This window comes from Lentzea sp. NPDC058436 (genome assembly GCF_042721515.1).
Taxonomy (GTDB): Bacteria; Actinomycetota; Actinomycetes; order Mycobacteriales; family Pseudonocardiaceae; genus Lentzea.
Genome location: NZ_JBHXLF010000015.1, coordinates 1 through 25,309 on the forward strand (window position 1 = coordinate 1; position 25,309 = coordinate 25,309).

Sequence of the window (25,309 nt, forward strand, 5' to 3'; positions counted from 1 at the left end):
GGCGGGGGTGTTTGGTGTTTATCTTGTTCCTTGTTTAGAGGTCTTGACACCCCCACCCCTCGGGTGTGGCCGACTCCGGCGCGCTGGACGGGGGAGCCACCACCGCAGACGCAACCACCAACCCAACAGCAAGCCGCCCAACACAACAGGCGTGCCATCAACCCACACACGGCGCTGGACCGGCTCCTTTGGGAGTGTCGGGAGTCTGAGGGCAGAGCCCTCAGCCAACGCACACAACCGCAACACCCGCAAGCAACGCCACCACCTACGAACAACAAACAGGCAGCCGCCAACGCAACAGGGAGACGACCCACGAAACCGACGCGCCGAAAACGGTCCCCAACAAGAAGGCCGCAAGCTGACGCAGGCGTCCCCCCAAAAGGAAGACCCCCTGAGCCCAAACGCTACTCAGGGGGTCCGACAAGATCAGAAAACACAGAACACGGCGCTCAAACCGCGAACCCAGCCCGAACGCCAACCCGGTCAGCACGCCGCCGAGATCAGAGCCTCACCGAGATCAGCACACCACCGCGCTCAACACCACAGGAATCAGAGCGTCGAGTACAGCGGGTGCTTCGCAGCCAGCACCTCAACCCGCCCCCGCAACTCCTCAACCGCAGCACCAGGCTTCAAAGCCTCGGCGATCACATCCGCGACCTCGACGAAATCCACCTCGCCGAACCCACGCGTGGCAAGCGCCGGCGTACCGATCCGCAGCCCGGACGTCACCATCGGCGGACGCGGGTCGTTCGGAACGGCGTTGCGGTTGACCGTGATCCCGATCTGGTGCAGCACGTCCTCGGCCTGCTTGCCGTCCAACTCGGACGAGACCAGGTCCACGAGAACCAGGTGCACGTCGGTGCCCCCGGTCAGCACCTTCACGCCGGCATCGGCGACGTCGGCCTGCGACAGCCGGTCGGCCAGGATCCGCGCGCCTTCCAGCGTACGGCGCTGGCGGTCGGCGAACTCCGGCGACGCGGCGTGCTTGAACGCCACTGCCTTGGCCGCGATCACGTGCTCCAGGGGGCCGCCCTGCTGGCCTGGGAAGACCGCCGAGTTGATCTTCTTGGCGATGTCCGCCTCGTTCGACAGGATCACGCCGCCGCGGGGGCCGCCGAGGGTCTTGTGGGTCGTGGTCGTCGTGACGTGCGCGTGCGGCACGGGCGACGGGTGCAGGCCCGCGGCCACCAGGCCGGCGAAGTGCGCCATGTCGACCATCAGGTAGGCCTCGACCGAGTCCGCGATGCGGCGGAACTCCGCGAAGTCCAGCTGGCGCGGGTAGGCGGACCAGCCCGCGACGATCAGCTTCGGGCGGTGCTCGGTGGCCAGGCGCTCGACCTCGGCCATGTCGACGCGGCCGTCCGAGTCCGCGACGTGGTACGGGACGACGTTGTAGAGCTTGCCCGAGAAGTTGATGCGCATGCCGTGCGTCAGGTGGCCGCCGTGCGCGAGGTCCAGGCCCAGGATCGTGTCGCCGGGCTGGAGGAGCGCGAACATGGCGGCGGCGTTGGCCTGCGCGCCGGAGTGGGGCTGGACGTTCGCGAAGCCGGCGCCGAAGAGCGACTTGATGCGCTCGATGGCGAGGCGCTCTACGACGTCCACGTGCTCGCAGCCGCCGTAGTAGCGGCGGCCGGGGTAGCCCTCGGCGTACTTGTTGGTCAGCACCGAGCCCTGGGCCTGGAGCACCGAGACGGGCGTGAAGTTCTCCGAGGCGATCATCTCGAGAGTGCCCTGCTGGCGTGCCAGCTCGGCCGCAACGGCCTCGGCCACCTCGGGGTCGTACTCCGCGAGGGAAGCGTTGAACTGGTCGGACATCTGGAAGATCTCCCTACTTGGCGCGCTTGTAGAACGGAAGTGCGACGACCTCGACCGGCTGCTTCTTGCCGCGGACGTCGACCAGCAACTGGGTGCCCGGCTCGGCACTGGCACGGGTCACGTAGGCCATGGCGACGGAGTAGCCGAGGGTCGGGGACAGCGCGCCCGACGTCACCTCGCCCACGACCTCGTCGCCGTTGAGCACCGCGTAGCCGTGGCGCGGGGCGCGGCGCTCGGGGGTCTTCAGGCCGACCAGGACCGAGTCCACACCGGACTCGGCGACCTTGGTCAGGGCGTCGCGGCCCACGAAGTCGCCAGGCTTGTCGAGCTTCACGACGCGGCCCAGGTTCGCGTTGTACGGCGAGAGCGACGTCGTCAGCTCGTTGCCGTACAAGGGCATTCCGGCTTCGAGACGCAACGTGTCGCGGCAGCCGAGACCGCACGGCTTGAGCTCGTGCGCCTCGCCCGCGGACAGCAGCGCGGCCCACACGGCGGGTGCGTCGGCGGGTGCCACGAAGAGCTCGAAGCCCTCCTCGCCGGTGTAGCCGGTGCGGGCGAGCAGCGCTTCGACGCCGGCCACCGTGGACGGGTAGGAGGCGTAGTACTTGACCGTCGACAGGTCGGTGGAGGTCAGCCCCGAAAGGATCTCGACCGACTTCGGACCCTGGATCGCGATCAACGCGTAGTCGGTCGACCTGTCGGTGACGACGGTGTCGAAGCCGGCGGCACGCTCGACGAGGGCTTCGGCCACCACTGAAGCGTTGGAGGCGTTCGCGACGACCATGAACTCCTCGTCGCCGAGGCGGTACACGATCAGGTCGTCGATCACGCCGCCGTCGGCCTGGGTGATCATCGTGTAGCGCGCCTTGCCGACGGCCAGCGCCGAGATGTGGCCCACCAACGCGTAGTCGAGGGCCTCGCCCGCGGCCGGGCCGGTCAGCACGATCTCACCCATGTGCGTGAGGTCGAACAGGCCCGCGGTCGTGCGCACCGCGTGGTGCTCCGCAAGTTCGGACGAGTAGCGCAGCGGCATCCGCCAGCCCGCGAAGTCGGTGAACATCGCGCCGAGCTGCTCGTGCTCGGCGTTCAGAGGCGTGAGGCGGGACATCAGAACGCTCCTCCAGGGTGCGCCGAAGAGCCGGACGCGGCCGGCTGAGGCATCAGAAGAATGACACGGTCCATCGGAGACTCCTCACTAGAGCGAGCCTCCCCCTCTGTCATGAGCCTGAGAGCTTCACCACCGAAGTGGCTTGCACCGTGGGCGAGGCTGCCGAGCAGCCTGCTTTCCAGAGTTGCCTTCGTCGCGCGGTACTTGTACCTGAGAGATTCCGGGGAGGAGTTGCTCCTTCGGCGCTCCCACCGAAGGGAGCTCTCCCGCGCGACATCAACGGCCGTGTTCAGTTGGTAGCCCCAGACGCTAGCAGGCCAAACGTCACAGTGGCACGCCCTGCGCGGTCTTCTCCACCACCTTGCGCTCCGCCCAGAACGACAGGAACGGCACGGTGCCGGCGAGCAGCACCAGGGCGGTGCCCTTGATCGACCAGCGCAGCTTCAGCGCCAGGTCGACGGAAATCACCAGGTAGATGGCGTAGAGGAAGCCGTGGACCGGGCCGACGACCTTCATCGCGCCGTCCATGTCCGCGGCGTACTTGAGCACCATGGCCACGACCAGGAGCAGCAGGAAGACTCCGACCACGTAAGCCATGACCCTGAACCGGGTCAACGCACCCTTCATCTGCCCGCCTTCGCTCAACGACCGTCCCGCGCGTTGAGGTCCGCGAGCATGCGGTTGTAGGCCGCGAGCTCCGCGTCCTCGTCATCGTCGAAGTGCTCGACAGGCGCGGGTTTGACGGCGACAACCGTACTTACCGGCTTCGGAGCAGGCGCAACCGGCTCAGGTGAGAGAGCCGCGTCACGACGCTCACGGGCGAGACGGCGGAACCGCCACACCATGAAGAGCGGGAAGAGGCCGAAGAGCGGCCACTGGAGCACGTACCCGAGGTTCTGGAACGTGCCGCTGGCGGACTCGAAGCGCTGCCACTGCCAGTACGCGAGCCCGCAACAGACGATCAGCGCCGCCAGACAGGCGAACGCGATCAGCACACGCTGGGGAGTAAGGAGGCCGCGCACGACCTCCACACTACTTGGGTGAGGCCTCCGCGAAGAGGAGGCCACCCGTGAGGGGAACTGCAGGGCTCTCGCCTCCGAGAGCCCGTCGACCACTTACGCCACGCCGTCCCGGCGCTGCCTCTGCAGACGTGCGACGCACCAGGCCGCGGCGGAGCCACGACGAAGGTGCTGGAGAACCGTCATCGGTCCCAGGCGCCTCCCGAGATCGGCAGGAGACAGGCCGGCCGCGCGGTAGTCGAGCGCGCGCTGGTCCAACGGGCTGATGCCCGCGTCCCACCACTGCTCGGCCTCGGCGACGTCGCCCACCAGCTGCCAGTAGCTCGCCGCGGCGGCGAGCAGTGCCTCGGGTGCCTCCGGCGCCCGTTTGCGCATCGCGGCCACGTAGGCCGGATCCGCCGAGTCGACCTTGACCAAGCCACGCGACCCACTCCTGCCGCCCCGCTGGACGGGGATGCCAGGCGCCGAGGGGGGAGCCTCCGCGAGCCACGCGTTCTTGATCCGGTTCACCTCCTGCATCTCTGCGTCATCAGACCGTTCAGCCGCCCACTGCTGCAACAGCTCGTGGACCCCGGAGTCCTCGACCATCAATGCCTCCTCGTCGGTCGGGGATCGGCCATTGCAGCGGAAGGTATTCGGTAGGTCTGACAATCGCCAGACCCTGAATCCCCAGAACACCCGTTACCAGTGCGTGATTGGCCTCATTCCACCCGTCCGGCTCAACGCGAACGGCCGAAGATCACCCTCCGTCACTAGGCGAGAGGGGTGGCCGTCCCGAAGAGGCTCCGGACGAAGGTGATGATCGACTCCGCGCCGTCCCGCAGGAAGCCGAGAGCCGTCTGGACCGCCGAGGCGGACTCTTCTGGCCGGGTGATCAGGAGGAACAGCACCAGCGCGACGCCCGCCAGCACTAGCACCTTCTTGAGGTTCACAGGTACCTCTCCGTCCGTGTGGTTCACCGGTCAGGCGGCGGACCGCCCGTGTCACCCGTCATGGTCCCTCATTCACCCTTGCGATGAACAACGACCACGCCCAACTCGCCCTAAGATCCACCAGCGACGCACGCCTGCAGGACGGCCAACGTCACCCGAATGGCGGCTAAAGAGGGGCGTCAACAGCGCCGATGTCCTGGGCACGAGGTGAACACGAGGACCCTCGCATCCCACAGCTTGGAAGAGAGACTGTTGCACCGGGCCTCACCCGGATGCCGAACGTGTCCCATCACGCACCGTCACGCCGTTGTGGCGCAATAAATGCGCTCCCGGGCATTATCCAATTACTCCAGACCGTCGTAGTTCCATAATTCGGGCATCCGCCACACCCATGTCGGCAAGCACTTCCGCGGTGTTCGTCCCCGTCGGAACCGGCGACGTCGGAACGGCGGCGGGAGTGCGGTCGAACCGGGGCGCCGGCGCCGGGTGCAGTGCCCCCGCCACGTCCACGAAGGTGTCGCGGCTCGCGTTGTACGGGTGACGCGCCGCCTCGTCCGGGGTCAGCACCGGTGCCAGGCACGCGTCCGTGTCCCGCGCGAGGTCGGCCCACTCGTCCCTGGACCGCGTCTTCACCGCCGCCGCGATGCGCTCGCGCAGCTCGGGCCAGTTCGCCGGGTCGTTGCGCGAGGGTGCTTCCTCCAGGCCCAGCACGCGCACCAGGTCGGCGTAGAACTTCTCCTCCAGCGCGCCCACCGCCACGTACTGCCCGTCCGCGGCCTCGTAGACGTCGTAGAACGGCACTCCACCGTCGAGCATGTTCTCGCCGCGGCCACCCGACCACATGCCCGCCGAGCGCATCCCGTGCAGGAACGTCGTCAGCAACGCAGCCCCGTCGACCATCGCGGCGTCGACCACCTGGCCGCGCCCGGAGCGTTCCCTCTCGTACAGCGCGGCGAGCACGCCGAGGGCCAGCAGCAGCCCTCCCCCGCCGAAGTCGCCGAGCAGGTTGATCGGGAACGACGGCGGCCCGCCGGCCCGGCCCAGTGGCTCCAGAGCGCCCGCGACGGCGATGTAGTTGATGTCGTGCCCGGCGCGGTCGGACAGGGGCCCGTCCTGGCCCCAGCCGGTCATGCGTCCATATATGAGGCGCGGGTTGCGGGCGAGGCACTGCGCGGGCCCGATGCCCAGGCGTTCGGTCACACCCGGCCGGAAGCCCTCGACCAGCACGTCCGAGCGCTCGACGAGCCCCAGCACCAGCTCGGCGCCCTCCGGCCTGCGGGTGTCGATCGCGATCGAGCGCCGGTTGCGGCCGAGGAAGTCGCCGGGGACGGTCGAGCGGCTTCCCGGCTTGTGCACCTGGACCACGTCCGCGCCGAGGTCGGCGAGCACCATGCACGCGAACGGCGCGGGCGCGAGGCCCGCGAGCTCGACGACTCGAAGTCCTGCCAGCGGCCCGCTCACAGGGACCTCGCGATGATTTCCTTCATGATCTCGTTCGTGCCGCCGTAGATCCGCTGGACGCGGGCGTCGGACCAGGCACGTGCGATCGGGTACTCGTTCATGTAGCCGTAGCCGCCGAAGAGCTGCACGCACTCGTCGACGACCTTGCTCAGCCGGTCGCTCGCCCACCACTTCGCCATCGCGGCGGTCGGCACGTCCAGTTCGCCTCGCAGGTGCTTCTCGACGCACTCGTCGATGAACGCCCTGGTCACGGCCGCCTCGGTGGCGCACTCGGCGAGCTTGAACCGGGTGTTCTGGAACTTGATCAGCTCCTTGCCGAACGCCGTGCGCTCCTTCACGTACTTCAGCGTGAGGTCGACGGCGGCCTCGATGCCCGCGATGCAGCAGACACCGATGATCAGGCGCTCCTGCGGAAGCTGCTGCATGAGCTGGACGAACCCGAGGCCCTCCTGCCCGCCGAGGAGGTTCGCGGCGGGCACGCGGACGTCGTCGAAGAACAGCTCGGCGGTGTCCTGGCCCTTCATGCCGACCTTGTCGAGCACGCGGCCGCGCCGGATGTCGTTCTCCACGACGAGCAGCGAGATGCCGGTGGCGCCCTGCGCGGGGTCGGTCTTGGCCACGACGATCACCAGGTCGGCGTGCACGCCGTTCGTGATGAACGTCTTCGAGCCGTTGATGACGTACTCGTCGCCGTCCTTGAGGGCCTTCGTGCGGATGCCCTGGAGGTCGGAGCCCGCGCCGGGTTCGGTCATGGCGATCGCGCCGACGTACTCGCCGGACGCGAGCTTGGGCAGCCAGCGCCGCTTCTGCTCTTCGGTGCCGTAGGAGTTGAGGTAGTGGGCGACGATGCCGCTGTGGACACTGTTGCCCCACGCGCTGTCGCCGGCCCGTGCCTGCTCCTCCAGCAACACGGCCTCGTGCGCGAACGTGCCGCCACCGCCGCCGTACTCCTCGGGGATGGAGAGGCACAGCAGGCCGAGCTCACCGGCCTTGCGCCACAGCTCGCGGTCGACCTGCTTCTGCTCGGCGAAGCGTTCGGCGTGCGGCGTGACCTCCTTCTCGAAGAACGTGCGCGCGAGCTGGCGCAACTGGTCCAGGTCGCTGTCCATCCACCGCGATCGACGCTCTGCCATGCGGTCCACGAAACCACCGGGCGGTGATCCACGCCATGACCGCCGCGCCAGGCCGTCACCCGAAAAACTGAGCGAAATTCCCACCCCGTCGTCCAGACTGCCCGGTATGCAGATCCATCAGGTCGCGCCGGACGAGTGGCGGTTGTGGCGCGACATCCGGCTGGAAGCGCTGTCGAGCGACCCCGAGGAGTTCGGGTCGACGCTGGCGGTCGAGCAGGAGTACGACGAGACCGAGTGGCGGGAGCGCGCCGCGGAGGGCCTGAAGGTCGTCGCGCTCGACGACGAGCCCGTCGCCCTGGTCGCGGCCACGGCGAAGCCGGAGGGGCTCTACCTCTACTCGATGTGGGTGCGGCCGTCGCACCGCGGCCGCGGGCTCGGCGAGGGCCTGCTCAAGGCCGTGCTGGAGTGGGCGGTGGAGGAGGGCTGGAAGGTCGTGCGCCTGCGCGTGTGGGTGGACAACCTGCCTGCGCGCAGGCTCTACAAGAGGCTCGGGTTCGTCGAGACTGAGGATCCCGAGTACCTGCAGCTCGCGGTGAGCTAATCGGTCACCCTTCACGGTCATGGCCAGCCACCAGCGGCGGGCCTAGCGTGGTGTCATGAGCGAAGCCTTGATCTTCGACGCGGTGCGCACGCCGCGCGGCAAGGGGAAGCGCGGGTCGCTGCACAGCGTCAAGCCCGTCGATCTGGCCGCCGGCGTGCTGCGCGCGCTGTCCGAACGCAACTCCCTCGACACCTCCGCGGTGGACGACGTCGTGTTCGGCGTGGTGTCTCCGCTCGGCGAGCAGGGCGGGGACATCGCCCGCACGGCGGTGCTGGCCGCCGGGTGGGACCAGCGTCCCGCCGGTGTGCAGCTCAACCGCTTCTGCGCGTCCGGCCTGGAGTCGGTGAACCTCGCCGCGGCCAAGGTCGCGTCCGGGTTCGAGGACCTGGTGGTGGCGGGTGGCGTCGAGTCGATGTCGCGCGTGCCGATGGGCTCCGACGGCGGCGCGTGGGCGATCGACCCGCAGACGAACTTCGACCTGTCGTTCGTGCCGCAGGGCGTCTCGGCCGACCTGATCGCGACGCTGGAGGGCTTCTCGCGCACGGACGTCGACGCGTGGGCCGCCCGGTCGCACGCCCGCGCGTTCGAGGCGCAGAAGAACGGCTGGTTCGAACGGTCCGTCGTGCCGGTCGTCGACCAGAACGGCACGGTGGTGCTCAAGGAGGACGAGACGATCCGTCCCGAGTCCACCGTGGAGTCCCTGGGCAGGCTCAAGCCGAGCTTCCAGTTCCACGGCGACCTCGGTTACGACACCGTCGCGATCGACCGCTACCCCACCGTCGAGCGCATCTCCCACGTGCACACGCCGGGCAACTCGTCGCAGATCGTCGACGGCTCGGCCGCGATGCTGATCGGGTCCGCGGCGGCGGGCAAGGCTCTCGGACTGACCGCGCGCGCCCGGATCGTCTCGGTCGCCGTCGTGGGCACCGAGCCGACGATCATGCTCACCGGGCCAGCGCCGTCCGCGCGCAAGGCACTGGACAAGGCAGGGCTCTCGGTCGAGGACATCGACCTGTTCGAGGTCAACGAGGCGTTCTCCTCGGTCGTGCTGAAGTTCCTGCGGGACATGGACATCCCCGAGGACAAGGTCAACGTCAACGGCGGCGCGATCGCGCTGGGCCACCCGCTCGGCGCCACCGGCTGCATGATCCTCGGCACGCTGCTGGACGAGCTGGAGCGCCGGGACCTGCGCCGCGGGCTCGCCACGCTGTGCGTGGGCGGCGGCATGGGTATCGCGACGATCATCGAGAGGGTCTGAGGCATGCCCTTCCACTACGACAAGGACTCCGACGGCATCGTCACGCTGACGATGGACATGTCCGGTTCCGCCAACGTCATGAACGACGAGTACCGCGAGCTGATGGGCGACGCGGTCTCGAAGCTCGAAGCCGACGACATCACCGGCGTGGTCATCACGTCCGCCAAGAAGACGTTCTTCGCCGGCGGCGACCTGAACGTGCTGATCGCGATCACGCCGGAGAACGCCTCGCAGGCGCTGGAAGGCGTCGAGGAGCTCAAGTCCCAGCTGCGCCGGCTGGAGAAGCTCGGCAAGCCGGTCGTGGCCGCGATCAACGGGACCGCCCTGGGCGGCGGGTTCGAGATCGCGCTCGCTTCGCACCGCCGGATCGTGTTGAACGACAACAAGATCCGCGTGGGTCTGCCCGAGGCGACGCTCGGCCTGCTGCCCGGCGGTGGTGGCGTCACGCGCATGGTGCGGTTGCTCGGCGTGCAGAAGGCGTTGCCGTTGCTCATGGAGGGCAAGCAGCTCCGTCCGGAACGCGCGCTGCAGGCCGGGATCGTGCACCAGGTCGTGGAGACGCGCGAGGAACTGATCTCCGAGGCCGTCGCGTGGATCAAGGCGAACCCGGCGCCTTCGCAGCCGTGGGACGTGCAGGGCGCGGGTGTGCCGGACCTGAAGTTCGGTGACCCCAACAGTTACGGCCTTCTCGCCGCCGCACCTGCCGTGCTGAGCAAGAAGTCGCACGGCGTGTACCCGGCGCCCGAGAAGATCATGGCGACGGCCGTCGAGGGCGCCTATGTCGACTTCGACACGGCGCTGCAGATCGAGGGCCGCTACTTCGTGGAACTGGCCTCCGGTCAGGTCTCCAAGAACATGATCACGGCGTTCTGGTTCAACCTCAACGAGGTCAACGGCCGCGCGTCCGCCACCGGCAAGCGCGTCGCCAAGCTCGGTGTGCTGGGCGCGGGCATGATGGGCGCCGGAATCGCCGAGGTGTCCGCGAAGGCGGGCATCGAGGTCGTCCTGAAGGACGTCAGCCTCGAAGGCGCGCAGAAGGGCGCTCAGGGCCTGGAAGGCATCACGCCGACCGACTCGGACGACGACCTCGCGGGCTGCGACCTGATCATCGAGGCCGTCTTCGAGAACCGCGAGCTGAAGAACGAGGTGCTGCCCGCGGCCGAGGAGAAGGCGCTGCCGGACGCGGTGATCGCGTCCAACACCTCGACCCTGCCGATCACCGGCCTCGCGTCGGCGGTGACGGCGCCGGAGCGGTTCATCGGCCTGCACTTCTTCTCGCCCGTGCCGAAGATGCGGCTCGTGGAGATCATCCGCGGCGAGAAGACGTCCGAGGAAACCTTGCAACGCGCGCTGGACTACGTGCGGCAGATCGGGAAGACGCCGATCGTCGTCAACGACTCGCGCGGCTTCTACACCTCGCGGACGTTCGGCACGTACGTGATCGAGGCGATCACGATGCTGGCCGAGGGCGTGGCGCCGGCGCTGATCGAGAACGTCGCCAAGAAGTCCGGCATGGCCGTCGGCCCGCTGGCGGTGTCGGACGAGGTGACGCTGTCGCTGCAGCTGAAGATCCACGACCAGACGCTCGCCGACGACCCGTCGCTCGTGTCGGAGAGCCCGGCCTACGACCTGATCCGCGAGCTGGTCTCGTTGGGACGCAGCGGGAAGTCGACCGGCGCCGGGTTCTACGAGTACCCCGAGGGCGGCAAGAAGTTCCTGTGGCCCGAGCTCACGACCCGGTACGCGAAGGCGGACGCGGGCGTGTCCGAGCAGGACGTGCGCGACCGGCTGCTGTTCGTGCAGTCGCTGGAGACCGTGCGGTGCCTGGACGAGGGCGTGCTGACGTCGGTGGCGGACGCGAACATCGGCTCGATCTTCGGGTTCGGGTTCGCGCCGTGGAGCGGTGGCACTCTGCAGTTCGTCAACTCCTACGGCGTGCAGGCGTTCGTGGAGCGCGCGGACTACCTCGCGGACACGTACGGGGAGCGGTTCCGGCCGCCCGCCTCGCTGCGGGAGCGCGACAAGTTCTAGTGGCGTGGCTCGGAACGTTGCCGGCGGATTCGTGGTCAGACGGGTGCGTCGTGGTGCCGCCCCCACGTCCTCGTACTGGTTGTACGGGGGCGTGGGGGCGGTGCCGCGAGGCGCCCTGCTGAGCGCGAATCCGTCCGCCAACGAGCCGGGCCACGCCACTAGGCGCGGTAGGAGCCGGGTGAGGACCCGGTCCAGCGTTTGAAGGCACGGTGGAAGGCGCTCGCCTCGGAGAACCCGAGGCGCAGCGCCAACTCCTCCACCGACTCCCCGCCCCGCACCAGCGAGGCCACCGCCTGGTCGCGCAGCAGCTGCTCGCGCACCTCGCGGAACGACGTCCCCTCGCCCGCGAGCCTGCGCCGCAACGTCGGCGCCGACACCCCCAGCTGCGCCGCCACGGCCTCCAGGCCCGTCACGCCGCGCCCGAGCAGCCGCCGCACGTGCCCCGCCGTGTCCGCGCCGTGGTCCCTGCGCGACAACAACTCCGCCGGCGAGTGCCGCAGGAACCGCCGCAGCGCCGCCTCGTCCTGCACGACCGGCATGCGCAGGAACTTCGGGTCGAACGCGATCGTGGTGGCGGGCGCGTCGAAGCGCAGCGGGCAGCCGAAGATCAGGTGGTACTCGGCGGCGTGGGGCGGTTCCTGGTAGCCGAACTCGGCGCCGCGCAACGGGATGCGGCGGCCGATGAGCCACGACGAGAAGCGGTGCCACAGCACCAGGAGCGACTCGGTGAGGAAGTGGTCCGGGTCGCCCGGGATGTGCAGGGTGAAGCGGCCGTCGTCCAGGGACAGGTCCAGCGGTTCGTCGAAGAGCGCGTAGAAGGCGAGGCCGCGGCGCAACGCCGACTCCAGGTCCGGGCAGTGCACGGAGAGCAGGCACATCATGGCGAACGTGCCGCGCTTCGACGGGCGCGGCCCGAAGCCCATGAACTCGTCGTCGAGGACTTCCCAGAGCGTCTGGACGAACTTCGTGTACTGCGCCGGCGTGACGCGGGCGCGGTCGTCCGCGAGGAGGCTTGGCGGAATGCCGGCACCGTGCAGCACGGCGGACGGCTCCGGGCACGCTCGGAGCGCCGCGCGCACGTAGTGGATCGCCACCGTCCTGGAGTGCACGAACCACAGTAAACGCCACCGGCGGTGACGCGGCTCCGGGGAGAGTTGGAGTCGCGTCACCGCCGCAGTGGGCCCACCCAGTGAGCCGTGCTCCTTGCCGACGGGGCTTCCGCACGCCCATCGACAAGGGACGATGTGGTGTTGTTGACGTTAACGCTATGTGGTCTAGACCAGGAAAGTCAATAGTGCGAAGAGCGTAGTCCGGCGCCGATGTTTCAGGCTTGTTCCAGTGGCGCTACGGCAAAGCCCGCGCTGAACCTCTTGCACCAGATCACCACGCTCCGAATGGTGGACACGTCCACGCCCGCGGGAATTTCGTACACCTGGTCGCCGCGGTTCCCCTTCAACTTGCCGAGGCTGGTGAATCCCTCACCGAACGTTTTCTCCAACGAGCTCGACGCGTGCGGCGAGAGGTAAACGTACAGGTCAGGACCGTCGCTGGTGTCCAGGGAAGCGAACTGGACCGAATGCCCGCCGCCCGGCAGCGAGATGAGGCTCGCCTTACCCGTGGTCGCGTGCTCAAGTGAGCGCCACTGCCCCGCCGCGACCTCCTTCGCCGTTTCGGCGGGTGGCTCAGCGGACGACTCGGGGGTCGCGGGAGCGGTCGTGGACACGGGCGCGGGAGGCACGAGCAAGGCGTCGCGGGTTTCGCGAACGGTGAGCAGCCGCCACGGCTGGAACAGGTACAACCCCACTCCAAGGGCGACGACCAGGAAAACTGAGACGGGAATCAGGAAACGGCGACTGCGCATACCGAAAATACTGGCTCAAACCGGACCGAAAAGAGCTTACGGAGTTGTTAGGGTGCCGCCGTGGCGACACAGGCGAGGATCGGCCAGGCCGTGCTCGGCGTCCTGATGGTCGGCTGCGCGCTGACGGGCCTCTTCCCCAGACCGGTCCCGCTCCTCTTCGCCGTCGCGGCGGTCGGCACGGCCAACGCCGCGTTCCCCGTCATGCGCACGTTCGGCTCCGCGCTGCTGGGCGGTGTCGCGGCCGCCTCCATCGCCCTGTCCTCCGTCCCGTTCGTCACCTGCTCGTCGGAGCGCTTCACCGAGGTGTTCACCTGCACGGGTGACGCTCCGACGTGGCATCTGACCGGAACCGTGCTGGTGGCAGGCCTTTCCGGGGCCAGTTTGGTGCTCGCCCGGATCACAGTTCAGTGACGGCGATCACTCAACCGGGGCCATCAAGGAGCCGATAAGGCATTCAGGCGAGCGTTCTCCTGCGACCGGTCCAGCCGGTACTGTGCCGGGAGCGTGATCGTCCGACTTCACACCGTGAGCATCTAGAGGAGGACCGCTGTGCGCGCACTGTGGGCCGCAGGTGGTTCCGCTGTGCTCGGGTCAGCGTTGCTCGGCGTGCTGGTGGGCATGGCGTTCCACGGAGCGGCAGGCGAGGACCCGCTGAGCAGGACACCTGCTTCCAGCTGGGTCTCGTCGACCTCCAGCACCGCGCCGAGCTCGACCGGGAGTTCGGCGCCGAGCAGCAGCGCGCCGTCGAGCTCGACGAGCTCGACCCCGAGCACGCAGCAGAGCCCGAAGAAGACCACGCCGCCCCCGGCGGCGACGAACCCCGAGCAGCAGCCACCGTCCACGCCGGCACCCACGACGACGCCACCGCCGTCCTCGTCGGGGTGGCCGTGCAGTCCGCTGAACCCGTTGCCTCCGCCCACCTGCAAGAACCTGGGCAACTGACACGAGTCGGCCCCCGTCCGGAAGCACTGGACGGGGGCCGGTTCGCGAGGCTGTCAGGCGGACTCGCGCCGCACCAGCACCGTGGGCAGCATCTGCTGCTTGCGCTTCACGGTCTCGTCCCTCAGCAGCTTCATGAGGTGCTCGACCATGTGCGCGACCTGCTCGTCGGAGTCCTGACGAACGGACGTCAGCGGCGGCGTGGTGTGCTCGGCGATGGCCACGTGGTCGTCGAACCCGACGACGGCGACGTCCTGCGGCACGCGCTTCCCGGCTTCCTGCAACGATTCGAGAGCTCCGGCCGCCATCAGGTCGGAGGCCACGAACACGGCGTCGAGGTTCGGGATCTTGTTCAGCAGGACGGACATGGCCTTGCGGCCGCCCTCCCGCGTGAACCCGCCGTCCTCGACCAGCCGCGCGACACCCTTGTCGTCCAGCGACAGAGCGGACTTGAAGCCGTTCAACCGGTCTATGGCCGACAACTCGTCCAACGGCCCGGAAACGTGAACGATCTTCTTGCGCCCGAGCGACTTCAGGTGCTCGGTGGCGAGGACCGCGCCGCCCTCGTTGTCGTTGTCCACGAGGTGCATGCCCCGCAACGAACCCCACGGCTTACCGGCGTACACCACCGGCAACGGCAGCTTCTTCACGATCGAGACCAGCTCGTCGTTGCGGTGCGGCGCGAACACCAGGGCACCGTCCACGTGGCCGCCCGCCAGGAACCGGTGTGCGCGCGCCTGGTCGTCCGGCGAGTGCACCAGCATCAGCACCATCTGCACGTCGACGTCCGCGAGAGCACGAGCCCCCGCACGGATCAGCCGGGCGAAGTGCGGGTCATCGAAGATCTTGGGTTCCGGCTCGGAGAAGAGCACGGCGACGGCGCCGGTGCGACGGGTGACCAACGCCCGTGCGGCGCGGTTCGGCTGGTAGCCCAGTGCCGACACCGCCGCGTTGACCGCCTCCAGCGCTTCGGGGCTCACGCGCGGTGACGCGTTCAGCACCCGTGACGCCGTGGCGCGGGAAACCCCTGCCCTCGCGGCAACGTCTTCCAACGTCGGACGCGCGTGGTTGGACACGAGCACCACCACTCCTCGATGAAAACCTTTGAGTCGCTAAGCAGCTTAGCCCCAAGCGATCTCCGAGGAGGGTTTCCGCGCTGTTCATCGTGTTTTTTCGGTTATGACTCCTGCGTTCGGGGCCGGCACGGCGCGCGCACCAGGCGTGATCGAAACGCGGAGCAGGCCGTCCTCCCGGCGTGTCGTGGCCGGAAGTCCGGCACGCGCGGCGGTGCGCACGAGCGCGGACTCCGAGGGCAGGCACCACGCGACGAGCTCCGTGAAGCCGGCGGCTCGGGCGTCCATGGCCAGCGCGCCCAGCAGTGCCGCGCCCACGCCCCGGCGCTGCCAGGCGTCCTCGACCAGCAACGAGATCTCGGCGCACTCCGGTGTTCCGGTGTGGATGAGCTGTCCCAGTGCCACGACCTGGTCCCCGCCCTGCACGAGCACCGTGGTGCCGCGCGGCGGGTTGAGCAGGCGGTGCACCCAGCGCCGGGGCAGCGAGCGCATGCCGGAGTGGTAGCGGTTGAACAACGTCCTCATCGAACAGCGGGAGTGCAGGCCTGCGACGAGGTCCTCGTCCGAGGACGAACCGGGGCGCAGGACCAGGGCCGCGCCGTCGTCGAGAACGGTCGCGCGCAGTGTGGGGGCCGGAGCCTCGACGAGGTCGAGCAACGCCTGCGCCCGCGTGAGTTCCACGTCCGTGAACCGGGCCCAGCCGCGCCGGGCCACCCACTCTCCCAACTGGACCTGACCGTCCGCGGCCTCCCCCGCGGTCACCGAGTCCGCGGCCAGCACCCGGCGCAGCGCCTCACCGGTCCGCGACGGATCGGCCAGCGCGATCCTGGCCGCCCGCAGCGCGGACGTCGGTTCGTCCACAAGATCCCGCATGTCCGCCTGGGTGATCCCGACGCGCTTGCCGCCCTCGGAGCGCACGGCGTCGACGAGGTCCGCGGGGAGCACGCCCTCACCCGCGCGCACCACGATCTCGTCCAGCACCCCGCCGGGCACGGGGATCACGTGCAGCGCGAGGACGTTGCAGTCGGCCGCGGCCAGCCGGACGGTGACGCGGGCGAGCGCGCCGGGGCTGTCGCTGAGTTCGAAGCGCAAGCGCCAGGTCGTCGTCATGCCGTCAAGAGTTCATGGAAGTTGTTGCCGCGAGACGAACCATGAGTAAAACGATCCTCATAGGGTCCACGGAATGAGGAGAACACTGGCCGTAGGCCTCACCCTGCTCACCGTGACGGCACTGGCCACGCCCACCACCGCGGCACCCGGTACGGCTGGTCAGAAGGGGTCGAAGCAGGCCACGCTGACCAACTTCGCCTTCCTCCCGGCGCAGACGTTCCTGCCCGGCAGCGAACCGAGTGGCGCGGCTCTCGGGACGGCGCCGATCAACGGCGTCACGCCGCCGTTCGCCGACCAGCCGATCCAAGGCTTCAGCGGTCTCGTCCGCAACAGCGACGGCACCTTCGACGCCATCTCCGACAACGGGTACGGCGCGAAGGCCAACAGCGCGGACTTCCTGCTGCGCATCCACCGCATCGCGCCCGACTTCGCGAAGAACACCGTGGACGTGCTCGGCGGCGTCACGCTGACCGACCCGAACGGCCACATCCCGTTCCCGCTGACCCGCCAGGACCGGGTGATCACCGGCGCGGACATCGACGTCGAGTCGGTCACCCGCAGCGCCGACGGCACGTACTGGATGGGCGACGAGTTCGGCCCGTACCTGCTGCACTTCGACCGCGCCGGCCGGCTGCTCGCCCCGCCAGTGCCGCTGCCCGGCGTGCGCGCTCCCGAGAACCCCGCCGGCAACCCGAACCTGGGCGGCAGCAAGGGCTTCGAGGGCATCACGCTCTCGCCGGACGGCAGGAGGATCAACGCGCTGCTGGAGGGCACCGTCGCCGGTGACACCCCGGGAACCCTGCGGCTCAACGAGTTCGACGTCGCGTCCCGCTCGTTCACCGGCAATACCTGGCGCTACCGGCTGGAGGACCCGTCCTTCGCCATCGGTGACGCCATCGCGGTCGACGCCAACCGCCTGCTGATCATCGAGCGGGACAACGGCCAGGGTGCCGACGCCAAGGTCAAGCGGGTGTACCTGGCGGACAAGCGGGACCGCGACCGCAACGGCGAGCTCGACAAGACGCTGGTCGCCGACCTGCTGAACCTGGCCAACCCCAGGAAGGTGGGCGGCCAGGCCGACCCGTTCCGCTTCCCGTTCGTCACGATCGAGGACGTCACGATCCTCGACGACCGCACGATCGCGGTGCTCAACGACAACAACTTCCCCTCGTCGTCGGGCCGCACCCCTGGCAAGCCGGACGACAACGAGTTCATCACCATCAAGCTCGTTGAGAGCCTGCACGCCGACCCGCGGGTCCTGCGCAGGCGTTAGAAGAAGAGAGCGCTCTCACCTGCGACACAGCAGTGTCCGCAGGTGAGAGCGCTGAGGCCCCCTCGGCCCGACTACGGGGCTAAACGGTGTAACCGTGGGCGGGAAGCCCGTTCTGCCCGATGATCCGCGACAACGTGACCGCGCTTTCCTTCACCGTCCGCTGCTGCGTCTCGAAGTCGACGTGCACGATGCCGAACCGCTGCGAGTACCCGGCGGCCCACTCGTAGTTGTCGAGCAGCGACCACGCCAGGTACCCGCGGATGTCGGCGCCTTCGGAGATGGCCCTGTGCACCGCGCGGACGTGGTCCACCAGGTACTTCGTCCGCTGCACGTCGTGCACGCGGCCCGCGGGGTCCACGACGTCCGGGAACGCCGAGCCGTTCTCCGTGACCACCAGCGGCACTCCGCCGGCGTCGCGCGACAACCGGACGAGCAGCTCCGTGAACGCGTCGGCGTTCTGCTCCCACCCGAACCCGGTGAGCTCGCCCTGCGGCGGCTCGATCGTGACGCCGCGCAGTCCCGCGTGCGGCCCGAGCGGCACGAAGTCGGGGTCGGCGGGCGCGACCCTGGTCGGGTTGTAGTAGTTCACGCCGATCCAGTCGATCGGGGTCGCGATGGTCTCCATGTCCCCGTCGCGGACCACGTTCGTCCAGTCGCCCAGCCACGTCGTGTCCTGCAGGACGTCGAGCGGGTAGCCCTTGCCCAGGACCGGGTCGAGCAGGATGCGGTTCTGCAGGCCGTCGACCTTGCGCACCGCCTCCGCGTCGTCGCCCCAGATGGTGCTGAAGTTCAGCACGATCGAGAGCCGGTGCGACTCCGGTGCCTGCGCGCGCAACGCCTGCGTGGCGAGCCCGTGGGCCAGCAGCAGGTGGTGTCCCGCCTCCAGGGAGGCCACCGCGTCGGTGATGCCCGGCGCGTGGATGCCGTTGCCGTAGCCCAGGAACGCCGACACCCACGGCTCGTTCAGCGTGGTCCAGGCCTGCACCCGGTCGCCGAGGCGTTCGTGCACGATCGCGGCGTACTCGGCGAAGCGGTAGGCGGTGTCGCGGTTGCGCCAGCCGCCGAAGTCCTCCAGCACCTGCGGCAGGTCCCAGTGGTACAGCGTGACCAGCGGCTGGATGTCCTTCTCCAGCAACGAGTCCACGAGCCGGTCGTAGAACGCGAGCCCGCGCTCGTTGACCTGGCCGCTGCCGCTGGGCTGGATCCGGGGCCACGCGACGGAGAACCGGTACGACGCCAGGCCGAGGGACTTCATCAGGTCCACGTCGGACTGGTACCGGTGGTAGTGGTCGCAGGCGGGATCGCCCGTGTCGCCGGCCAGCACCTTGCCGGGCGTCGCGGCGAACGTGTCCCAGATCGAGGCCCCACGACCGTCCACAGTGGTCGCGCCCTCGATCTGGAACGCCGCTGTGGCCGCCCCCCAGAGGAAGTCCGGCGGGAAGGTCAGCACCTCTCGCCCGACCTCGACGTCCGAGTCGGTCGTCATTCAGTCATCCCTTCACCGCGCCCTGCATGATGCCGCCGACGATCTGGCGGGACAGCAGGACGAAGATCGCGATCACCGGCAGCACCGCGATGGAGGCGCCGGCGAGCATCAACGAGTAGTCGGTGTAGTAGCCGCTGGCCAGCGTCGACAGGGCGACCTGCACGGTCGGGCTGTCGTTGGGGTCCAGCACGATCAACGGCCAGAAGAAGTCGTTCCACGCGGTCATGAACGTGAACATGCCCAGCACCGCGGCCTGCGGGCGCACGGCCGGGAACCCGACGTGCCAGAACGTCCGCAGCACCGAGCAGCCGTCGACGCGCGCGGCCTCGATCAGCTCGTACGGGACGGTCTCCTCGCACGCCTGGCGCATCCAGAACACCGCGAACGACCCGATCAGGACCGGCACGATGACCGCCTGCAGCGTGCCGTACCAGTCGAGGTCGGACATCAGCATGTACAGCGGGATCACGCCGAGCTGCGTCGGGACCATCGCGGTGCCGAGCACCACGAGGAACAGCGAGTCGCGGCCCTTGAACCTCAGTCGTGCGAACGCGAACCCGGCCAGCGTGCCCAGCACGACGTTCGAGATCGCCACGCTCGACGCCACGATGAACGAGTTCTGCATGGCGAGCCAGAAGTCGACGGTGTCGAAGACGCGGGTGATGTTCTCGACCAGGTTGCCGCCGGGGACCAGCGGCGGGACCTTCTCGCCGAGGACCGAGTTGTCCTTCGACGCCACGATGAACGAGTAGTACAGCGGGAAGATCGACGCGGCGAGCACGGCGACCAGGAACCCGTAGAGCAGAGGACCTGCCTTGGCGTTCTTCATGATCACCCCTTGCCCGCGATGCGCCGGGTCAGCGTGAAGTTGATGACCGCGACCACGAGGACGACCAGGAACAACATCCACGCGACGGTGGCCGCGTAGCCGGCGTCGAACAACCGGAAGCCCTTCTCGTACATGTAGAGCACCAGCGTCTGGAACTGCCGGTCGGAGCCGCCGGTGGAGTTGCTCGTGGCGAAGGCCGGGTCGAACAGCGCGGGTTCGGCGAACAGCTGCAGGCCACCGATCGTCGAGGTGACGACGGTGAACAGGATGGTCGGGCGGATCGACGGCACGGTGATCGACCAGAACATGCGCCAGCGACCGGCACCGTCCAGAGTGGCCGACTCGTACATGTCCTTGGGCACCGACTGCATGGCCGCCAGGTACAGCAGCGCGTTGTAGCCGGTCCAGCGCCACATGACCATCGTGGACACGGCGAGGTGCGAGGCCCACGTCTCGGCGCGCCAGTCGATCGGGTCGATGCCGACGAAGCCGAGCAGGAAGTTCACGATGCCGAAGTCGCGGCCGAAGAACTGCGCGAACACCAGCGCCACCGCGGCGACCGAGATGACGTTGGGCAGCAGCACACCGGCGCGCCAGAACGCACTGCCGCGCAGACCGCGGTCGAGCAGTGCCGCGAGACCCAGTGCCGCGAGCAGCTGCGGCACGGTCGAGAGCACGAACAGGCTCAGCGTGTTGAACAGCGCGTTCCAGAAGTTGGCGTCACCGAACAACTTGACGTAGTTGTCGAGACCGATGAAACCCTGGTCGCCGTCGATCAGCTGCCAGTCGTGCAGCGACACCCACGCCGTGTAGATCAGCGGGTAGAGCCCGAAGATCCCGAACACCAGGAAGAACGGAGCGATGATCAGGTACGGCGTGTACCTGGCGTCCCAGTTGCTCAGCCTGAAGCGCTTCGGCGGTTCCTTGGAAGGCGAAACCGAGGCGGCCGGAGCCGCCTCGGTCCCTGGACGAGTCACCGTCACTTGGCGGCGTCCGTCGCTTCCTTCAGGGCCTGCGTCCACGCGTCAGCCGCGGACTGCTTGCCCTGCTCCACGCGGGTCAGAGCGGTGCCGAACACCGGTCCGACCTTCGAGTCCTTCGTGCCGCGGTAGGTCGGCTTCAGCGACTCCGCCGAGGTCGCGAAGATCTGGCCCACCGGAGCCTTGTTGAAGTACTCGTTGACGGTCGCCTGCACCTCGGAGTCCTGGTAGACCTTCGGCTGCGACGGCAGGTTGCCCGTCTCCTTGAAGATGCGCTTCTGCTGCTCGGGGGCCGTGAGCCACTTGGCGAGCTCGTAGGCCTCCTTCGGGTGCTTGCCCTGCTTCGGGACGGCCAGGAACGAACCGCCCCAGTTGCCGCCGCCACCGGGCGCCGTCGTCACGTCCCACTTCCCGGCCGCCGCGTCGCCGGCACCCGCCTTGATCAGCGCGAGCGCCCAGGCCGGGCACGTGGTGGTGGCGAACGAACCCTGCTTCAGCGCGACGTTCCAGTCCTGGCTGAACGGCTCCAGGGCACCGGTCTGCCCCTTGGTGCCCAGCGCCGCCGCCTGGTCGAACGCCGTCTTGACCTTGTCGTTCTTCTCCGCGATGTACGAGTCGTCCTTCGCGAAGTAGCCCTCCTCGGTCTGGTCGAGGATCGCCTTGTAGACGTTGCGGGCGGTGTCGACGAACTTCACGTCCGGCGTCTTGCCCGCGAACTGGTCGGCGACCTTCGCGTAGTCGGCCCACGTGGGCCACAACTTCGCGACCTCGGCGCGGTCGGTGGGCAGGCCCGCCGCCGCGAACAGGTCAGCGCGGTAGCAGAGACCCAGGCTGCCCATGTCCGTGCCCAGCCCCAGCACGAACTCACCGTTGTCAGCGGTGCCCTGGTTCCACTTCCACCCGGCCCACTGGTCCTTCAGGTCCTTGGCCCCGTACTCGGCCAGGTTCACGAACTTGTCCTTGGAGGCGCGGAACTGCGAGACCACGCCCTCCTCGAGGGCCACGATGTCGGCGGCACCACGGCCACCCGCGAGCTGCGTCGCGAGCTGCGTGTTGTGCTGCTCCATCTTGACCTTGCGCTGCTCGATCTTGATGTTCGAGTGCGAGGCCTGGTACTCCTCGATGAGCTTGTCGTACCCGAAGTCCGAGAAGAGGCCCAGCGACAGCTCGATCTTTCCGTCGGCCTGTGAACCCCCGCCGCAACCGGCGACCATGACCATCACCATGGCCGCAGCAGCGCTGCCGACCAGCCTCTTGCTCATCCGTCCTCCTCGACGACGCCGTGAGCGGCGCTTAACTGTGATGAGAGCGCTCTCACACTCAACCGGAGACGCGCGGGTGTCAAGCGGTCGACATCGTTCCGTAACTTTGTGGAGGCGGGCAACAAAAACCTTCGCCCGAGAGCCGAACGTGTCCTTCGGAGCGGCGGCCGGGGGTGCCAGAACGACGAAGAGGGACGACCGGGCCCTCGCTCCGGTCGTCCCTCACCCCTGGTAGAGGGGGTTTCGGGGGAAACGTGACGCGTGGGGACCAAGATTTTTCCGGCGGGGTGGGTTGGGGCCGGGATTCTGGGGTACGCGTCTCAGTTGTTCATGCAGGTGAACATGGATTGCGTCCGTCCCCTTGCGAGCGTGGCTGCATCGAAACAGCAGAGGCCCGGTGCCCCCGACGGCACCGGACCTCCACCGATCCCCCGGTCGTGCGGGCCCCTGTTTCCCGCACTCCCGAACCCGCCCGGCCGTGGCCCCCGACAGCGAGGCCGGGCGGGGTGTACTAGGGCCTGTGTCGAAGTCCGGTTCGATGACAGTCGCGCTTGAGGTGGTTCCTGGTGGTGCGGCCGAAAGGCCCGCGTACCGGTGTTGTACGTGGGCCTTTCGGCCGTGCCGCCAGGGGCCTCCTCGGGCCCGGCTGTCGCGGATCGGACTTCGACACAGGCCCTAAGCGTCCGCCATGCCCGCGACCACCGAGTTCCTGGCCGCGCGGCGGGCGGGCAGGGCCGCCGCGATGATCGCCGCGATCACCGCCAGGCCGAGCATGATGCCGATCTGTCCGAACGGGATCGAGAAGCTGATCCGGAACTCCGGGTTCGAGATCGCCTCGACCAGCAGCCAGCCGAAGCCCGCGCCCAGCAGGACGCCCACGACGGCGCCGATGAGGGCCATCAGGATCGACTCGACGACGAGCATCTGACGCAGCTGGCCCCTCGTCAGGCCCAACGCCCTCAGGAGCGCGGACTCGCGGGTGCGTTCCAGGACGGAGAGCGTCAGCGTGTTCGCGATGCCGAACAGGGCGATGATCAGGGCAAGGCCGACCAGTGCCCAGATGAAGAGCAGGATCTGGTCGATCTGCGCGTTGAGCTCGGCCTTGGTCTCGGCGGCGGAGTCCAGCACCGCCACCGGTGAGGTCGCGATGACCCGTTCCAGGTCGGCGCGGGCCGCGGTGATGTCCGTGCCGGGGGCGAGCTTGACCAGCACGTTCTGGTAGCCCTTGACGGGTTCCCTCGACAGGGACTCGGCGGTCTTGAGCGTCACGATGCCGGTGCCGAAGTTGTTGTCCTTGATCAGGGCGACGACCTTGAGGTCCTTGCCGCTGATCGGGACGGTGGAGCCGATGGTGACGCCCGCGACCGTGGCTTCCTTCTCGCGCATGGCGAGCTCGCCGTCCTTGAGCCCGGTCAGCGTGCCGCCGGCGAGCTCGGGGCGCACCAGGGAACCGAGCGCCTCGGTCGGGTAGCCGGTGACGTCGGCGTACTCGAGCTTCGGGGACTCGCCGAAGATCCTGAGCTCCGGGGCGACCTGGGCGACGTTGCGCACCTTCGCGAGGTCGTCGACGAACTTCAGGGACAGCGGCTGGCTGTAGACGTTCGACTTGACCGCGTAGTCGGAGGGGAAGCGCGCGTCGACCTTCTCGTTCATGGTCGCGCGGCCGCTGCCCGCCACGACGGTCACCATCGCGACGATGGTCACGCCGATCATCAGCGCCGCCGTGGTCGCGGCGGTGCGCTTGGGGTTGCGGCCCGCGTTGGCCGAGGCCAGCTTGGCCGGGACGCCGCGCAGCGCCTTGCCGAACAGGCGGTTCACCAGCGGCACGTAGAGCGGGCCGAGGAGCAGCACCGCGAACAGCAGGACCATGGTGGCGCCGCCGGTGATGAACATCGCCGGCTCCTCCTTCTCCTGCTGCAGGCCGAGGTAGACGCCGGCACCGCCGAGGAGGGCGACGAGGGTCGCGACGGCGATCCGGACCTTGCCGGTGCGGGCGACGTCGTCGGAGCTGTCCGGCTGCGAGCGCAGGGCCGCCACGGGGGCGACCTGGGTGGCGCGGCGGGCCGGGAGCACGGCGGAGAGCACGGTCACGACCACGCCCACGCCGAAGCCGGCGGCGATCGTCACCCAAGAGATCGGCAGGCGGATCGGCGCGTCCTCGCTGCCGCTGGGGCCGCCGACCGTGCTGATGAACGCCTGCAGGCCGGCCGAGACGCCGAGTCCGCCGAGGATGCCGAGCACCGACGCCGCGAGGCCCATGAAGAGCGCTTCGGCGAGCACGGACCGGAACACCTGCCCGCGTTCCGCTCCGACGCAGCGCAGCAGCGCCAGTTCCTTCGTGCGCTGGGCGACGAGGATCGTGAAGGTGTTGTAGATGACCATGCCCGCGACGATGAGCGAGATGGCGGCGAACCCCAGCAGGACCGTCTTGATCTCGTTGGCGGCGTCGCCGACCTGGGCCAGCGTGGCCTGGGTCAGCTGCTCGCCGGTCTGCACCTGGTAGCCGGTGCCGATGGCCTTGGTGATGTTGTCGACGAGCTGCTGCTGAGTCACGCCGGACTTGGCGACCGCGACGATCTCGTAGATCCGCTGGTCCGGGATCAACGCCCGCAGGCCGTCCGGCGACAGCACGACGTGGTCGCTGCCGGACATCGAGATGCTGCTCGCGCCCTGCTGGTAGGTGCCGACGATGGTGTAGACGTGCTCGGCGTTGTCCTTGTCGAGCAGCTTGAGCTTGTCGCCGACCTTGAGCTTCGCGATCTGGGCGGTCTTGGTGTCGACCGCGGCCTCGTCGGCCTTGGCCGGGTACCGGCCCTCCTTGACGTTGAAGTCGCGCAGCTTCTCCGTGGTCGGCAGTGGCTGCACCAGCGCGTTGCGCGCCTTGCCCTCACCGCTGAGCAACGCGGCGCTGCCGAACTCGCGCGAGTCGGCGCCCTCGACGCCGGGCGTGCTGCGGATCTTCTGCAGGAAGTCGGCTGGGATGCCGTCCTCCCGGTTGGGGCTGGTCTCCGTCGTGTGCACGGCCGCGTCGACGTTGCGGGCGCTGCGGGCGAAGTTGTCCCTGGTCTGCTCACCGACGGCGTCGCCGAGCACGAGCGTGCCCGTCACGAACGCGACGCCGAGCGCGATGGCGATGCTGGACAGCACCAGCCTCGCCGTGCGGGCTCGCAGGCCCGCAAGGATCGTCTTCAGCATCTT

Annotated in this window: 23 protein-coding genes and 2 riboswitches; of the genes, 5 read left to right on the top strand and 18 right to left on the bottom strand. The window is 68.7% G+C overall.

Annotated features, from left to right (window positions below; all coding sequences use genetic code 11):
- Positions 1-549 precede the first annotated feature (549 nt).
- From glyA to ACFWN2_RS34395, 8 genes are all read right to left on the bottom strand, one after another.
- On the bottom strand, positions 550-1,815 hold the full coding sequence (gene glyA, locus ACFWN2_RS34360; protein WP_382434600.1) for a serine hydroxymethyltransferase: 1,266 nt from the start codon (positions 1,813-1,815) through the stop codon (positions 550-552).
- A gap of 13 nt (positions 1,816-1,828) precedes the next feature.
- Positions 1,829-2,923 carry a glycine cleavage system aminomethyltransferase GcvT gene (gene gcvT / locus ACFWN2_RS34365; RefSeq protein ID WP_382434602.1) on the bottom strand — a complete coding sequence of 365 codons (1,095 nt, stop codon included), beginning with the start codon at positions 2,921-2,923 and terminating at the stop codon, positions 1,829-1,831.
- A 96-nt stretch (positions 2,924-3,019) separates the two neighbouring features.
- A riboswitch (glycine riboswitch) is annotated at positions 3,020-3,111 on the bottom strand.
- Positions 3,112-3,202, bottom strand: a riboswitch (glycine riboswitch).
- Positions 3,203-3,247: 45 nt separating this feature from the next.
- The gene (locus ACFWN2_RS34370; protein ID WP_382434604.1) at positions 3,248-3,550 is read right to left on the bottom strand and encodes a DUF3817 domain-containing protein; all 303 of its coding nucleotides are present in this window, start codon (positions 3,548-3,550) and stop codon (positions 3,248-3,250) included.
- Positions 3,551-3,564: 14 nt separating this feature from the next.
- Positions 3,565-3,945 (bottom strand): hypothetical protein, encoded by a 381-nt coding sequence (locus tag ACFWN2_RS34375; protein WP_382434606.1) that lies wholly within the window; start codon positions 3,943-3,945, stop codon positions 3,565-3,567.
- Positions 3,946-4,038: 93 nt separating this feature from the next.
- On the bottom strand, positions 4,039-4,530 hold the full coding sequence (locus ACFWN2_RS34380) for a transcriptional regulator (RefSeq protein WP_090012227.1): 492 nt from the start codon (positions 4,528-4,530) through the stop codon (positions 4,039-4,041).
- Between the two features lie 164 nt (positions 4,531-4,694).
- A complete protein-coding gene (locus tag ACFWN2_RS34385) occupies positions 4,695-4,874 on the bottom strand; it encodes a hypothetical protein (protein ID WP_382434608.1) in 180 nt (59 codons plus the stop codon).
- A gap of 336 nt (positions 4,875-5,210) precedes the next feature.
- Positions 5,211-6,335: a CaiB/BaiF CoA transferase family protein gene (locus tag ACFWN2_RS34390; protein ID WP_382434610.1), complete on the bottom strand. Its 1,125-nt coding sequence runs from the start codon at positions 6,333-6,335 to the stop codon at positions 5,211-5,213.
- A complete protein-coding gene (locus ACFWN2_RS34395) occupies positions 6,332-7,468 on the bottom strand; it encodes an acyl-CoA dehydrogenase family protein (protein WP_382434612.1) in 1,137 nt (378 codons plus the stop codon). Before ACFWN2_RS34395 ends, ACFWN2_RS34390 begins: the two co-directional genes overlap by 4 nt.
- 106 nt (positions 7,469-7,574) lie before the next feature.
- On the opposite strand from ACFWN2_RS34395, the gene ACFWN2_RS34400 reads away from it, so the two are divergent.
- From ACFWN2_RS34400 to ACFWN2_RS34410, 3 genes are read left to right on the top strand one after another with little or no spacing between them, the layout of a single operon-like run.
- Positions 7,575-8,009, top strand: a complete 435-nt coding sequence (locus ACFWN2_RS34400; protein WP_382434614.1) for a GNAT family N-acetyltransferase — start codon at positions 7,575-7,577, stop codon at positions 8,007-8,009.
- Positions 8,010-8,064: 55 nt separating this feature from the next.
- Positions 8,065-9,267: an acetyl-CoA C-acetyltransferase gene (locus ACFWN2_RS34405; RefSeq protein ID WP_382434615.1), complete on the top strand. Its 1,203-nt coding sequence runs from the start codon at positions 8,065-8,067 to the stop codon at positions 9,265-9,267.
- 3 nt (positions 9,268-9,270) lie between these two features.
- Entirely contained in the window at positions 9,271-11,298 is a 2,028-nt protein-coding gene (locus tag ACFWN2_RS34410) for a 3-hydroxyacyl-CoA dehydrogenase NAD-binding domain-containing protein (RefSeq protein WP_382434617.1), read from the top strand.
- 158 nt (positions 11,299-11,456) lie between these two features.
- Here ACFWN2_RS34410 and ACFWN2_RS34415 read toward each other — a convergent pair whose 3' ends face one another.
- Together ACFWN2_RS34415 and ACFWN2_RS34420 are read right to left on the bottom strand one after the other, a co-directional pair.
- Complete coding sequence (locus ACFWN2_RS34415; protein ID WP_382434619.1) at positions 11,457-12,407, bottom strand: AraC family transcriptional regulator; 951 nt, start codon at positions 12,405-12,407, stop codon at positions 11,457-11,459.
- A gap of 215 nt (positions 12,408-12,622) precedes the next feature.
- A complete protein-coding gene (locus ACFWN2_RS34420) occupies positions 12,623-13,159 on the bottom strand; it encodes a DM13 domain-containing protein (RefSeq protein WP_382434621.1) in 537 nt (178 codons plus the stop codon).
- 60 nt (positions 13,160-13,219) lie between these two features.
- Here ACFWN2_RS34420 and ACFWN2_RS34425 point away from each other — a divergent pair, with 60 nt between their 5' ends.
- Positions 13,220-13,570, top strand: a complete 351-nt coding sequence (locus ACFWN2_RS34425; protein ID WP_382434623.1) for a hypothetical protein — start codon at positions 13,220-13,222, stop codon at positions 13,568-13,570.
- Between the two features lie 122 nt (positions 13,571-13,692).
- Here ACFWN2_RS34425 and ACFWN2_RS34430 read toward each other — a convergent pair whose 3' ends face one another.
- The 3 genes from ACFWN2_RS34430 to ACFWN2_RS34440 form a co-directional block, all read right to left on the bottom strand.
- Positions 13,693-14,079 carry a hypothetical protein gene (locus ACFWN2_RS34430; RefSeq protein ID WP_382434625.1) on the bottom strand — a complete coding sequence of 129 codons (387 nt, stop codon included), beginning with the start codon at positions 14,077-14,079 and terminating at the stop codon, positions 13,693-13,695.
- Between the two features lie 75 nt (positions 14,080-14,154).
- Positions 14,155-15,180 carry a LacI family DNA-binding transcriptional regulator gene (locus ACFWN2_RS34435; protein ID WP_382434627.1) on the bottom strand — a complete coding sequence of 342 codons (1,026 nt, stop codon included), beginning with the start codon at positions 15,178-15,180 and terminating at the stop codon, positions 14,155-14,157.
- Positions 15,181-15,258: 78 nt separating this feature from the next.
- Entirely contained in the window at positions 15,259-16,281 is a 1,023-nt protein-coding gene (locus ACFWN2_RS34440) for a GNAT family N-acetyltransferase (protein WP_382434629.1), read from the bottom strand.
- Positions 16,282-16,354: 73 nt separating this feature from the next.
- Here ACFWN2_RS34440 and ACFWN2_RS34445 point away from each other — a divergent pair, with 73 nt between their 5' ends.
- On the top strand, positions 16,355-17,554 hold the full coding sequence (locus ACFWN2_RS34445; protein WP_382434631.1) for an esterase-like activity of phytase family protein: 1,200 nt from the start codon (positions 16,355-16,357) through the stop codon (positions 17,552-17,554).
- A gap of 79 nt (positions 17,555-17,633) precedes the next feature.
- Here ACFWN2_RS34445 and ACFWN2_RS34450 read toward each other — a convergent pair whose 3' ends face one another.
- The 5 genes from ACFWN2_RS34450 to ACFWN2_RS34470 all read right to left on the bottom strand — a co-directional run bounded on the left by ACFWN2_RS34450 (position 17,634) and on the right by ACFWN2_RS34470 (position 25,306).
- Positions 17,634-19,040 (bottom strand): GH1 family beta-glucosidase, encoded by a 1,407-nt coding sequence (locus ACFWN2_RS34450; protein WP_382434633.1) that lies wholly within the window; start codon positions 19,038-19,040, stop codon positions 17,634-17,636.
- A gap of 4 nt (positions 19,041-19,044) precedes the next feature.
- Complete coding sequence (locus tag ACFWN2_RS34455; protein WP_382434635.1) at positions 19,045-19,869, bottom strand: carbohydrate ABC transporter permease; 825 nt, start codon at positions 19,867-19,869, stop codon at positions 19,045-19,047.
- 2 nt (positions 19,870-19,871) lie between these two features.
- Entirely contained in the window at positions 19,872-20,771 is a 900-nt protein-coding gene (locus ACFWN2_RS34460; RefSeq protein WP_382434823.1) for a carbohydrate ABC transporter permease, read from the bottom strand.
- Between the two features lie 77 nt (positions 20,772-20,848).
- A complete protein-coding gene (locus tag ACFWN2_RS34465) occupies positions 20,849-22,111 on the bottom strand; it encodes an extracellular solute-binding protein (RefSeq protein WP_382434637.1) in 1,263 nt (420 codons plus the stop codon).
- Between the two features lie 675 nt (positions 22,112-22,786).
- Entirely contained in the window at positions 22,787-25,306 is a 2,520-nt protein-coding gene (locus ACFWN2_RS34470) for an ABC transporter permease (protein WP_382434639.1), read from the bottom strand.
- Positions 25,307-25,309 lie beyond the last annotated feature (3 nt).